This window comes from Streptomyces longwoodensis (assembly GCF_001514125.1).
Taxonomy (GTDB): domain Bacteria; phylum Actinomycetota; class Actinomycetes; order Streptomycetales; family Streptomycetaceae; genus Streptomyces; species Streptomyces longwoodensis.
This window is the reverse complement of sequence record NZ_KQ948550.1, coordinates 73,178-85,702: the sequence shown is the minus strand read 5'-3', so window position 1 is coordinate 85,702 and position 12,525 is coordinate 73,178. Positions and strand designations below refer to the sequence as shown.

The 12,525-nt window shown below is 74.3% G+C and carries 9 protein-coding genes; 3 read left to right on the top strand and 6 right to left on the bottom strand.

Features of this window, described 5'->3' with window-relative positions; genetic code table 11:
* Window positions 1-14: 14 nt before the first annotated feature.
* Together AQJ30_RS05365 and AQJ30_RS05360 are read right to left on the bottom strand one after the other, a co-directional pair.
* Window positions 15-2,282, bottom strand: coding sequence for a bifunctional salicylyl-CoA 5-hydroxylase/oxidoreductase (locus AQJ30_RS05365; RefSeq protein ID WP_067229249.1), 2,268 nt, complete (start codon window positions 2,280-2,282; stop codon window positions 15-17).
* A gap of 7 nt (window positions 2,283-2,289) precedes the next feature.
* Window positions 2,290-3,117, bottom strand: a complete 828-nt coding sequence (locus tag AQJ30_RS05360; protein WP_067229247.1) for an enoyl-CoA hydratase family protein — start codon at window positions 3,115-3,117, stop codon at window positions 2,290-2,292.
* A gap of 272 nt (window positions 3,118-3,389) precedes the next feature.
* On the opposite strand from AQJ30_RS05360, the gene AQJ30_RS05355 reads away from it, so the two are divergent.
* Window positions 3,390-3,848: an ATP-binding protein gene (locus AQJ30_RS05355; protein WP_067229244.1), complete on the top strand. Its 459-nt coding sequence runs from the start codon at window positions 3,390-3,392 to the stop codon at window positions 3,846-3,848.
* Between the two features lie 17 nt (window positions 3,849-3,865).
* Here the strand turns inward: AQJ30_RS05355 and argF are convergent, their stop codons facing one another.
* A complete protein-coding gene (argF, locus tag AQJ30_RS05350; protein WP_067229241.1) occupies window positions 3,866-4,873 on the bottom strand; it encodes an ornithine carbamoyltransferase in 1,008 nt (335 codons plus the stop codon).
* Between the two features lie 102 nt (window positions 4,874-4,975).
* Complete coding sequence (locus AQJ30_RS05345) at window positions 4,976-6,199, bottom strand: arginine deiminase (protein ID WP_067229239.1); 1,224 nt, start codon at window positions 6,197-6,199, stop codon at window positions 4,976-4,978.
* 140 nt (window positions 6,200-6,339) lie between these two features.
* Between AQJ30_RS05345 and AQJ30_RS05340 the strand changes: the two genes are divergently transcribed.
* A complete protein-coding gene (locus tag AQJ30_RS05340; protein ID WP_067229236.1) occupies window positions 6,340-7,527 on the top strand; it encodes an SPFH domain-containing protein in 1,188 nt (395 codons plus the stop codon).
* On the top strand, window positions 7,524-8,423 hold the full coding sequence (locus AQJ30_RS05335) for an NAD(+)/NADH kinase (RefSeq protein ID WP_067229235.1): 900 nt from the start codon (window positions 7,524-7,526) through the stop codon (window positions 8,421-8,423). Before AQJ30_RS05340 ends, AQJ30_RS05335 begins: the two co-directional genes overlap by 4 nt.
* Window positions 8,424-8,477: 54 nt before the next feature.
* On the opposite strand, the gene AQJ30_RS05330 is transcribed toward AQJ30_RS05335, so the two are convergent.
* The gene (locus AQJ30_RS05330) at window positions 8,478-11,021 is read right to left on the bottom strand and encodes a polynucleotide kinase-phosphatase (RefSeq protein WP_067229232.1); all 2,544 of its coding nucleotides are present in this window, start codon (window positions 11,019-11,021) and stop codon (window positions 8,478-8,480) included.
* Window positions 11,018-12,481, bottom strand: coding sequence for a 3' terminal RNA ribose 2'-O-methyltransferase Hen1 (locus AQJ30_RS05325; RefSeq protein ID WP_067229229.1), 1,464 nt, complete (start codon window positions 12,479-12,481; stop codon window positions 11,018-11,020). The genes AQJ30_RS05330 and AQJ30_RS05325 overlap by 4 nt, the downstream gene beginning before the upstream one ends.
* Window positions 12,482-12,525 lie beyond the last annotated feature (44 nt).

Below are 12,525 nucleotides of genomic sequence, written 5' to 3'. Positions count from 1 at the left end.
CAGCTGACGGGCTCTCAGGGGTTCAGTGTGAGGCGGGGTTTGGGGGTGTCCGTGCGTCCGGTCCGGGGGCGCCGGCTGCCCGCCCGGTAGGGCTCGGGCCACACGGCGCCCGGCCCGGAGTAGCCCTGCTCGGCGGCGGCGTGCAACGTCCAGTGCGGGTCGTACAGATGGGGCCGGGCGAGCGCGCACAGGTCCGTGCGCCCGGCCAGGATCAGGGAGTTGACGTCGTCCCAGGAGGAGATCGCGCCGACCGCGATCACCGGCACCCCCGCCTCGTGCCGGATCCGGTCGGCGTACGGCGTCTGGTACGACCGCCCGAACTCCGGGCGTTCCTCGGCGACGACCTGGCCGGTGGACACGTCGACGGCGTCGGCGCCGTGCGCGGCGAAGGCGCGGGCGATCTCCACGGCGTCGTCGGCGCTCGTGCCGCCCTCGGCCCAGTCGGTGGCGGAGATGCGCACCGTCATGGGCCGTTCGTCGGGCCAGACGGCCCGGACCGCGTCGAACACCTCCAGCGGGAAGCGCAGCCGCCGGTCCAGGCTGCCGCCGTAGGCGTCGGTGCGGCGGTTGGTGAGCGGGGAGAGGAACCCGGACAGCAGGTAGCCGTGCGCGCAGTGCAGTTCCAGCAGGTCGAACCCGGCCCGGGCGGCCCGGCGGCCCGCCGCCGTGAACTGCTCGCGCAGGTCCGTCAGGTGGGCCCGGGACAGCTCGCGCGGTGTCTGGCTGCCCGGCCGGTACGGCAGCGCGGAGGCCGCGACCAGGGGCCAGTTGCCGTCGGGCAGCGGCTCGTCCATGCCCTCCCACATGAGCCGCGTCGAGCCCTTGCGGCCGGAGTGCCCGAGCTGGACGCCGATCGCGGTGCCCGGCGCCCGGGTGTGCACGAACTCGGTGACGCGCCGCCACGCCTCGGCCTGCCGGCCCGTGTACAGGCCGGTGCAGCCGGGGGTGATCCGGCCCTCCTCGCTCACGCACACCATCTCGGTCATCACCAGCCCGGCACCGCCGAGGGCCCGGGCGCCCAGGTGCACCAGGTGGAAGTCGCCGGGCAGACCGTCGGCCGCCGAGTACATGTCCATGGGCGAGACGACGACCCGGTTGCGCAGGGTCAGTCCGCGCAGCCGGAACGGCGTGAACATCGGGGGCGTGCCGGGCGGGCAGCCGAACTCGCGCTCCACCGCCTCCACGAACCGCGCGTCGCGCAGCCGGAGGTTGTCGTGGGTGACGCGCCGGCTGCGGGTGAGCAGATTGAACGCGAACCGGCGGGGCGGCTGGTCGAGGTACAGGGCGAGGTTCTCGAACCACTCCAGGCTCGCCCGGGCGGCCCGCTGGGTGGACGCCACGACCGGCTTGCGCTCCTCCTCGTACGCCGCCAACGCCGTGTCGCGGTCGGGGTGTTCGCGCAGGCAGGCGGCGAGGGCGAGGGCGTCCTCGACGGCGAGCTTGGTGCCGGAGCCGATGGAGAAGTGCGCGGTGTGGGCGGCGTCACCGAGGAGGACGACGTTGCCGTGCGACCAGTGCTCGGTGGTGACCGTGCGGAACGTCGTCCACGCCGACCGGTGGGAGCGCAGGGGCCGGCCGCGGAGCGCCTCCGCGAAGATCTTGGCGCAGCGGTCGGTGGACTCCTCCTCGCCCAGCTCGTCGAAGCCGGCCGCGCGCCAGACCTCCTCGCGCATCTCGACGATCACGGTGGAGGCGTCGGGCGCGTAGGGGTAGGCGTGCAGTTGCACCACGCCGTGCTCGGTCTCGGCGATCTCGAAGCGGAAGGCGTCGAAGGCGAAGTCGGTGGCGAGCCAGATGTAGCGGCAGCGGTGGGCGGTGACGCGGGGGCGGAACGCCTCGGCCCAGGTCTGCCGGGTGGTGCTGTGGATCCCGTCGGCGGCGACGACGAGGTCGTGCGTGGCGGCCAGCCGGCCGGGGTGCGGGGCCGGGGAGCGGAAGCGCAGGTCGACGCCGAGGTCGTGGCAGCGCTGGTGCAGGACGTCCAGGAGCCGTTGCCTGCCGAGGGCGGCGAAGCCGTGGCCGCCGGAGGTGTGCCGCCGGCCCCGGTGCACGACGTCGATGTCGTCCCAGCGCACGAAGTGGCGCCGCAGGGCGTCGTGGACGGCGGGGTCGGCGTGCTCGATGCCGCCCAGGGTCTCGTCGGAGAGGACGACGCCGAAGCCGAAGGTGTCGTCGGGGGCGTTGCGCTCCCAGACGGTCACCTCGCGGGCCGGGTCGAGACGTTTCAGCAGGGCCGCGGCGTACAGGCCGCCGGGACCACCGCCGATGACCGCGACACGCATCGCGACCTCACCTCCCCCTCCACTTCGGGGTGCGCTTCTCCGTGAACGCGGCGTGGAACTCGGCGTAGTCCTCGCCGTTCATCAGCAGGGCCTGCGTGGCGGCGTCCAGTTCCACCGCCGCCGCCAGCGGCATGTCGAGCTCCGCCGTCAGCAGGGCCTTGGTCTGGGCGTGGGCCAGGGCCGGGCCGTCGGCGAGGCGGCGGGCCAGGGCGGCGGCGGCCTCGCCGGCCCGGCCCTCCTCGGCCAGTTCGCTGATCAGGCCGATGCGCTCGGCCTCGGGGGCGCGCACCGGCTCGCCCAGCATGAGCAGCCGGGTGGCGTGGCCGAGGCCGACCACCCGGGGCAGAAGGTAGGCCGCGCCCATGTCGCCGCCGGACAGGCCGACCCGGGTGAACAGGAAGGCGAAGCGGGCCGTGGGGTCGGCGACCCGGAAGTCGGCGGCGAGGGCCAGCACGGCGCCCGCGCCCGCGGCCACCCCGTGCACGGCCGCGACCACCGGGAACGGGCACTCGCGGACCGCCCGTACGACCTGGCCGGTCATCCGGTTGAAGTCGAGGAGCTCGGCGGTGTCCAGGGCGAGGGTGGCGCCGATGATCTCCTCGACGTCACCCCCGGAGCAGAAGCCGCGGCCCTCGCCGGCCAGGACGAGGGCCCGCACGGACCGCTCCCGGGCCAGCTCGGCGAGCAGGTCGCGCAGGTCGGCGTAGGCGCCGAAGGTGAGGGCGTTGAGCTTGTCGGGGCGGGCCAGGGTCACGGTGGCCACGCCGTCGTCGTGCTCGACGCGCAGGTGCTCCCAGTCGGCGGTGCGGGCGGCGGATCCGAGGAAGGGACTCACCCGTCGAAACTATCACCCGTCCGTGACTGTCGTCACGAGGGCGACACAAGGTGGGCGCGGAACGGGTGGGCGGCGGTGTCACCGCTCGTCGACAAGGCCGTAACAACGGGATCGCCGGGACGAGCCGGGGCGTTCACCCGGGTAAGCCGCCCGGTAGCGGGGCCGCCGGTCCCGTGCGGCGCCCGTCGTGCGCCCCTGCCGGGGGCCGCCGTACCATTCCTGAGGTCGGAAAGCAGGACCGCGTGATGACGACGCTCGCAGGACCCTGCGCCATGAACGGACTCGCTGTGCACGAACCCCCCGCCTCGCCCGCCTCCTGGCGGATCGCGCTGCCGCACTCCGCCGCGGCCGTGCCCGTGGCCCGTGCGCTGGTGCGCACGGCGCTGACGGAGCCGGCCCACGGGGCGGACAGCGACACTGCCGAGCTGCTCACCGCGGAGCTGGTGGCCAACGCCGTGGAGCACACCGCCGGGGACGGCCCGATAGAGCTGGTGGTGGAGCTGCTGCCGACCGGCTGCCGGGTCGAGGTGCACGATCCGGACCCGGCGCCGCCGGGCGACCTGACCCGCCCGTCCGGCCGGGAGCCGGACCCCTGGCAGGAGCACGGGCGGGGGCTGCTGCTGATCCGCGCCCTCAGCTCGTCCTGCGGGCACCGCCCGACCGACAACGGCAAGGCGGTGTGGTTCCGGCTGGCGACGGTCCCGCCGCAGTGGCGGCCGCACACCCCTTAGGGGCCGCCGTTTTCGGCTCAGGCGAGGGTGGCCACCAGGACCGCCTTGATGGTGTGCAGCCGGTTCTCCGCCTCGTCGAAGACGACCGAGTGGGCCGACTCGAACACCTCGTCGGTGACCTCCAGGGAGCCCAGGCCGTGGCTCTCGTGGATCTCGCGGCCGACCTTGGTCCCCAGGTCGTGGAAGGCCGGCAGGCAGTGCAGGAACTTCACGTCCGGGTTGCCGGTGGCCCGCAGCACGTCCATGGTCACCGCGTACGGGGAGAGCGCGGCGATGCGCTCGTCCCAGACGGCCTTGGGCTCACCCATCGACACCCACACGTCGGTGGCGACGAAGTCGGCGCCCGCGACGCCCTCCTCGACGGCCTCGGTGAGGGTGACGCGGGCCCCGCTGGCCGCGGCCAGCTCCCGGGCACGCTCGACGACCTCCTGGGCGGGCCAGTAGGTCTTGGGGGCGACGATCCGGACGTCCATGCCGAGCAGGGCGCCGGTGACGAGGTAGGAGTTGCCCATGTTGAAGCGGGCGTCGCCGAGGTAGGCGAAGGCGACCTCGGTGAGCGGCTTGGCGGTGTGCTCGGTCATGGTGAGCACGTCGGCGAGCATCTGGGTGGGGTGCCAGTCGTCGGTGAGGCCGTTGTAGACGGGCACGCCGGCGTAGGCGGCCAGCTCCTCCACCTTGGCCTGGCTGTCCCCGCGGTACTCGATGGCGTCGTACATCCGGCCGAGCACCCGGGCGGTGTCCTTCACGGACTCCTTGTGCCCGATCTGCGACCCGACCGGGTCGAGGTACGTCGTGGAGGCGCCCTGGTCGGCGGCGGCCACCTCGAACGCGCAGCGGGTGCGCGTGGAGGTCTTCTCGAAGATCAGGGCGATGTTCTTCCCCTGGAGCCGGCGCGTCTCGGTCCCGGCCTTCTTGGCGGCCTTCAGCTCGGCGGCCAGCCCCACCAGGGCGCGCAGCTCCTCCCCGGTGAAGTCCAGCTCCTTGAGGAAGGGGCGGCCGGCGAGGGCGGTCGGGACAGTCGCCATGGGGGCGCTCCAGGGGGGACGAAGGCGGGCGGGGCAGGATGACGGTGGAAGTGTATACGAGGAACAGAATTTATATACGGCCACTCCCGCCCCGCCCCGTCCTCACACGGCGTCCCGCTCCACCGGGCAGCTCATGCAGCGCGGTCCGCCGCGGCCCCGGCCCAGCTCGCTGCCCGGGATCTCTATGACCTCGATGCCCTGCTTGCGCAGGTGGGTGTTGGTGGTGGAGTTGCGTTCGTAGGCCACCACGACGCCCGGCTCGACGCAGAGCACGTTGCAGCCGTCGTCCCACTGCTCGCGCTCGGCCGCGTGCACGTCCTGGGTGGCGGTGAGCACCCGGATCTCGCTCAGGCCCAGGGCGGCGGCGATCGCGCGGTGCATGTGCTCCGGCGGGTGGTCGGTGACCTTCAGCTCCTTCTCGCCGACGCCCGGCTCGATGGTGTACGACCGCAGCATGCCGAGGCCCGCGTACTGGGTGAAGGTGTCGCCGTCGACCATCGTCATCACGGTGTCCAGGTGCATCAGGGCGCGCCGCTTGGGCAGGTCGAGGGCCACGATGGTCTGCGCGGACCCGGCCGCGAACAGCTTGTGGGCCAGCATCTCGACGGCCTGCGGGGTGGTGCGCTCGCTCATGCCGATGAGGACCGCCCCGCTGCCGATCACCAGCACGTCCCCGCCCTCGATGGTCGACGGGTAGTCGGCCTGCCCCTCGGACCAGAGGTGGAAGTCCTCGTCACGGAAGAGCGGGTGGTGGCGGTAGATCGCCTCGAAGTGCACGGTCTCGCGCTGGCGGGCCGGCCAGCGCATGGCGTTGATGGAGACGCCGTCGTAGATCCAGGCGGAGGTGTCGCGGGTGAAGAGGTGGTTGGGCAGCGGCCGCAGCAGGAAGTCGTCCAGCTCCATGGCGTGGAAGCGCACCGAGACCGGCTCCTCGTGCCCCTCCAGGAACTCCCGCTTCGTCATCCCGCCGATGAGGGCCTCGGCCAGCTCCTCGGCGGGCAGCGCGTCGAAGGCGGCGCGCAGCGGGTCGGTGGCGAGCGGGCCGTACTCCTTCTCGTCGAAGACGCGGTCCAGGACGAGTTCCCTCGCCTCGGGGACGTGCAGGGCCTCGGTGAGCAGGTCGCCGAAGAGGTGGACGGCGACGCCGCGGTCGCGCAGGACGTCCGCGAAGCCGTCGTGCTCGGCGCGCGCCCGGCGCACCCAGAGCACGTCGTCGAAGAGCAGCGCGTCCTTGTTGCTGGGGGTGAGCCTTTTGAGCTCGAGATCCGGCCGGTGCAGGATGACGCGGCGCAGCCGCCCGGCTTCGGAGTCGACGTGGAATCCCATGCCTTCATCCTGACCGCGGAGGCGGGGGTTCACCCCGGTTCCGCCGCGACTCATTGCCCCGCCCCCCTTTTTTCGTCCCCTTGACGACAAGCGGACGGGACGATTATCGTCTCGATGACGAGAATGAGCGAGGGGGTCGCATGGCCGACATCACCCGGCGCCTGGGCTGGCGCCACCTGCGCGGCGCGCCGACGGCGCACGTCCGGTACCACCGCTCGGGCCGGCTGGTGCACGACGGCCCGGGGCTGAGCTTCTGGTACCGCTCCCTGACCGCCGCGCTGTCCGAGGTCCCGGTCGACGACCGCGAGCTGGCGATGACCTTCCACGCCCGCACGGCCGACTTCCAGGACGTGGCGGTGCAGGCCACCGTGACCTACCGGGTCGGCGACCCGGCCCTCGCCGCCGCGCGCCTGGACTTCTCCATCGACCCGGACACCGGCATCTGGCGCGGCGCACCCCTGGAACAGCTCGGCACGCTGCTGACCGAGACGGCCCAGCAGCACGCCCTCGCGGTCCTCGCCCGGACCCCGCTGGCGTCGGCGCTGGTCGACGGGGTCGGCGCGGTCCGCGACCGGATCGCGGCCGGCCTGGCCGCCGAGCCCCGGCTGCCGGCCACCGGCATCGAGGTCGTCGCCGTCCGGGTCGTCGCGCTGCGCCCCGAGCCCGAGGTCGAGCGGGCCCTGCGCACTCCGGCCCGCGAGCAGATCCAGCAGGAGGCCGACCGGGCCACCTACGAGCGGCGCGCGGTGGCGGTCGAACGCGAGCGCGCCATCGCGGAGAACGAGCTGGCCAGCCAGATCGAACTGGCCAAGCGCGAGGAGCGGCTGGTCGAGCAGCGCGGCGCCAACACCCGGCGCGAGGCCGAGGAGGGCGCGGCCGCCGACAAGGTACGGGCCGGGGCGGAGGCGTCCCGCGCGGTGCGGCTCGCCGAGGCCGAGGCGGCCCGGCAGGTGGCGCTGGCCGACGCCGAGGCGCGGCGCACCGAACGGCTGGCGGAGGCGGAGGCGACCCGCACGGCCCGGCTCGCCGCGGCGGAGGCCGACCGCGCGGTGCGCCTGGCCCGCGCGGAGGCCGAGGCGGCCCGCGAGGTGGGCGAGGCCCGCGCCCAGGCGCAGGCGGCCTGGCTGCGGGTGCACGCCGACGTCGACGTAGCCGTGCTGCACGCGCTCACCGGCACCCGGCTGGCGGAGAACCTGCCGCACATCGACAGCGTCACCGTCTCCCCCGACGTGCTCACCGGGCTGCTCAGCCGGCTCGGCGGCGCCCCGTCGACCGGGCGGGGCGAGCCCGGCGCGGTCGACGGGACACCCCCCGGGGGCCGCGGGTGAGCCTGGCCCCGCGGGCCGTGCTGGTCCACCGCACCACGGAGTACGAGGAGCTGGTGGGCCGGCACGGCACGCACGGCCAGGCGGCCTTCTTCCTCGCCTCGCGGGGCCGGGACATCGAGGAGGTCGCCGAGCGCCACCACCGCACCCGCCGGGCGCTGGCCGAGGTGACGGCGGCCATCCCGCTGAGCTGGCGCCAGTCCCGGGTGGAGCGGGCCGACCTGGACCGGTTCCTGTTCGCGCCGGAGGACGTGGTGGTCGTGGTCGGGCAGGACGGGCTGGTGGCGAACGTCGCCAAGTACCTGTCGGACCAGCCGGTGATCGGCATCGACACCGACCCGGGGCGCAACCCCGGCGTGCTGGTCCGGCACGCCCCGGCCGACGCGGCGGCGCTGATCCCGGGGGCGCTGGAGGGCCGCGCGTCGACGGCCGGGCTGACCATGGTCGAGGCGGTCGCCGACGACACCCAGCGCCTGGTGGCGCTGAACGAGGTGTACCTCGGCGCCGCCGGTCACCGGACCGCCCGCTACCGCCTGGGCCTCGAGGGCGACGGGGGTGTCGTCGAGGCCCAGGCCTCCTCGGGGGTGCTGGTCGGCACCGGCACCGGCGCGACCGGCTGGATCCGCTCGGTGTGGCAGGAGCGGCACGCCTCGCTGCGGCTGCCCGCGCCGACCGAGGACCGCCTGCTGTGGTTCGTGCGCGAGGCGTGGCCCTCCCCGGCGACCGGCACCGCGCTGGTCGCCGGGGAGCTGACGGCCGCCGCCCGGCTGCGCCTGACGGTCGAGTCGGAGCGCCTGGTCGTCTTCGGCGACGGCATGGAGACCGACGCCCTCGACCTCACCTGGGGCCAGACCGTCGAGGTGGGCGTGTGCGCCCGGCGGCTGCGGCTGGTGGACTGAGGCCCGCCGCCCGCGCCCGGCGGACCGGGGCGCGGGCGGCGGGCGCGCGGTGTCTCACAGCCGCGGGTCGACCGGCTCCGACTCCAGGGCCAGCACGCCGAACACCGCCTCGTGCACCCGCCACAGCGGCTCGCCCCCGGCCAGCCGGTCCAGGGCCTCCAGGCCCAGGGCGTACTCGCGCAGCGCCAGGGACCGCTTGTGCTGCAGGAAGCGGCCCCGCAGCCGGGCGAGGTGGTCGGGGCGGGTGTACTCCGGGCCGTAGATGATCCGCAGGTACTCCCGGCCCCGGCACTTCACGCCCGGCTGCACCAGGCGGCCCTCGCCGTCGCGGACCAGCGCGCCGAGCGGCTTGACGACCATGCCCTCGCCGCCGCGGCCGGTCATCTCCAGCCACCAGTCGACGCCCGCCCGCACCGACTCCGGGTCGCCGGTGTCGACGTACAGGCGCCGGGTGGTGTGCAGCAGGCCGCTGCCGTCGTGCTCCACCAGCCGGTCCAGCACGGCCAGTTGCTCGTCGTGGGGCAGGCCCGCGAGGCTGCGGCCCTGGACCGCGAGGACCTGGAACGGCGCGAGCCGCACGCCGTCCAGGCCGTCGGTGGTCCAGCAGTAGTGGCGGTAGGCGGCGGTGAACGCGGCCGCGTCGGCGGCCCGTTCGCGCTGCCGGGACAGCAGGTCGCCGACGTCCACCCCGCGCGCCGCCGCGCCCCGCAGCGCGGCCAGCGCGTCCGGGAACACCGCGCCGGACGCGGCGCCGACCGCGGCGTACTGCGCGCGCAGCAGCCCGGACGCCTTCAGCGACCAGGGCATCAGCTCGGCGTCCAGCAGCAGCCAGTCCGTGTCCAGCTCCGTCCACAGGCCGGCCGCGCCGACCGCGGCGCGCAGCCGGTCCAGGACCGCCTCCGTGGTCGCCGGGTCGTCGAAGAAGGGGCGGCCGGTACGGGTGTACAGCGAGCCCGTCGGACCGTCGACGCCGAACCTCCTGCGGGCCGCCTCCGCGTCCCGGCACACCAGCGCCACGGCCCGCGAGCCCATGTGCTTCTCCTCGCACACGACCCGCTCGACCCCGTCGGCGGCGTACTGCGCGAACGCCTCCAGCGGGTGCTCCAGGTAGCCGTCCACCGTCGAGGTCGCCGTCGGCGCCATGGTCGGCGGGAGGTACGGCAGCAGCCGCGGGTCGACCGCGAAGCGGCTCATCACCTCCAGGGCGGCCGCCGCGTTCTCCTCGCGCAGCGTGATCCGGGGCTGGTACCGCGTCTCCACGACCCGCCGCCCCTGCACGTCCGCCAGGTCCAGCGGCCGGCCGTCCTGGCCGCCGGGCGCCTCGGAGCGCAGCGGCTTCGCCGGCTCGTACCAGACCCGCTCCGCCGGTACGTCGACCAGCTCGCGCTCCGGCCAGCGCAGCGCGGTCAGCTTGCCGCCGAAGACGGCGCCGGTGTCCAGGCAGATGGTGTTGTTCAGCCAGGTGGCCTCGGGGACGGGGGTGTGGCCGTAGACCACGGCGGCCCGGCCGCGGTAGTCCTCGGCCCACGGGTAGCGCACCGGCAGGCCGAACTCGTCGGTCTCCCCGGTGGTCTCGCCGTACAGGGCGTGCGAGCGGACCCGGCCGGAGGTGCGGCCGTGGTACTTCTCGGGCAGGCCCGCGTGGCAGACCACCAGCCGGCCGCCGTCCAGGACGTAGTGGCTGACCAGCGAGTCGATGAACTCCCGCACCTCGGCGACGAACTCCTCGCTCTCGCCGGCCATCTGCGCGACGGTCTCGGCGAGTCCGTGGGTGTGCTGGACCTTGCGGCCCTTGAGGTGGCGGCCGTACTTGTTCTCGTGGTTGCCGGGCACGCACAGGGCGTTGCCCGACTTCACCATCGCCATCACCCGGCGCAGCACGCCCGGGCTGTCGGGGCCGCGGTCGACGAGGTCGCCGACGAAGACCGCGGTGCGGCCGCCGGGGTGCACGCCGTCGACGTAGCCCAGCTTGCCGAGCAGCGCCTCCAGTTCGGACGCGCAGCCGTGGATGTCACCGATGATGTCGAACGGGCCGGTCAGGTGGGTCAGGTCGTTGAAGCGCTTCTCGGTGACGACGGTGGCGTGCTCGACCTCCTCCACGCCGCGCAGCACGTGCACCTTGCGGAAGCCCTCGCGCTCCAGGTGGCGCAGGGAGGAGCGCAGTTCGCGGGTGTGGCGGCGGACGACCCGGCGGGGCAGGTCCGCGCGGTCGGGGCGGGACGCGTTGCGCTCGGCGCACACCTCCTCGGGCACGTCCAGCACGATCGCGATGGGCAGCACGTCGTACTGCCGTGCCAGGTCGATCAGTTGCCGGCGGGCCTCCTTCTGCACGCTGGTGGCGTCGACGACGGTGCGCCGGCCGGCCGCGAGGCGCTTGCCCGCGATGTAGTGCAGGACGTCGAAGGCGTCCCGGGTGGCGCTCTGGTCGTTCTCGTCGTCGCTGACCAGGCCGCGGCAGAAGTCCGAGGAGATGACCTCGGTCGGCTTGAAGTGGCGGCGGGCGAACGTCGACTTGCCGGAGCCGGAGGGGCCGACGAGCACGACGAGGGAGAGGTCGGTGACGGGCAGGAGCCGTCCCTGCGGGGTCCCGGTGGTCATGCGGCCTTCGCCTCCTTCACGGTCCTGGCGCCGAACACGGCCAGCTGGGTGGGCGGACCCACCTCGGGGTCGTCCGGTCCGACGGGCCGGAACTCCACGTCGTAGCCGTGCCGTTCGGCCACCGCGCCGGCCCAGGCGCGGAACTCGGCGCGGGTCCACTCGAAGCGGTGGTCGCCGTGCCGGACGTGCCCGGCCGGGAGGGACTCCCAGCGGACGTTGTACTCGACGTTCGGGGTGGTCACGATCACCGTGCGCGGGCGGGCGTGCCCGAACACGGCGTACTCCAGCGCGGGCAGCCGGGGCAGGTCGAGGTGTTCGACCACCTCGCTGAGCACGGCCGCGTCGTAGCCCTTGAGCCGGTTGTCGGTGTAGGCGAGCGAGCCCTGCAGCAGCCGGACCCGGGCGGCCTGCCGCTCGCCCATGCGGTCCAGCTTCAGGCGCCGCGCGGCGATGGTGAGCGCCCGCACGGACACGTCCATGCCGACGACCTCGGTGAACCGGACGTCCCGGAGCAGTTCCTGCACCAACTGGCCCTGGCCGCAGCCCAGGTCGAGCACCCGGGCGGCGCCGGACTCCGTGAGGGCGGTGAGGATCGCCTCGCGGCGCAGCACGGCCAGCGGGGTCGGCTTCTCCTCCGTCTCCGTGTCCTCGCCGACCGCGTTGTCGATCTCCTCGACCTCGCTGTCGTCGGTCTCGGCCAGCCGCACCAGCTCCAGCCGCTCGTTCGCCTGCCGGGTCAGCGACCAGCGGCGGGACAGGTAGCGGCTGGTGATCAGCTTCTGCTCCGGGTGGCCGGGCAGCCAGCCCTCGCCTGCCCGCAGCAGCTTGTCGACCTCGTCGGGCGCGACCCAGTAGTGCTTGGCGTCGTCGAGGACCGGCAGCAGCACGTACAGGTGCCGCAGGGCCGCCGACAGGGTCAGCTCCGCCGACTCCAGCACGAGGCGCACGTAGCGCGAGTCGCCCCACTCGGGGAACTCGGTGTCCAGCGGGACCGGTTCGGCGGTCACCGTCCAGCCCAGCGGCTCGAACAGGCGCCGTACGAGGGCGGGTCCGCCGCGGGCGGGCAGGGCGGGCACCTCGATGCGCAGCGGCAGCGGCTCGGCGGCCCGCTCGGGGCGAGCGGCGCACACGCCGCGCATCGCGCTGGAGAAGACGGCGCTCAGCGCGACCGCGAGCAGCGAGGAGGCCGCGTAGGGGCGGTCGTTGACGTACTGGGCGAGCGCCGCGTCGGGGGCCCCGCCGCGGTTCTTGCCCCGGCCGCGCCGGACCAGGGCCACCGGATCCACCTCCAGCAGCAGCGCCGCCGTGCAGTGCTGCGGGTCCGCCTCGGGGTACAGGACGTGCGCCCTGCCGTAGGAGGTGGAGAACGCCTGCGCCCTGTCGGGGTGCTTGTGCAGCAGGAACCCGAGGTCGGTGGCGGGGCGTTCCGGGGTACCGGTGGTACTGATCGTCAGGAACACGGTGGCCTGGCCTCAACGTATGGGATGAGCTGCGGCGTTCGCCG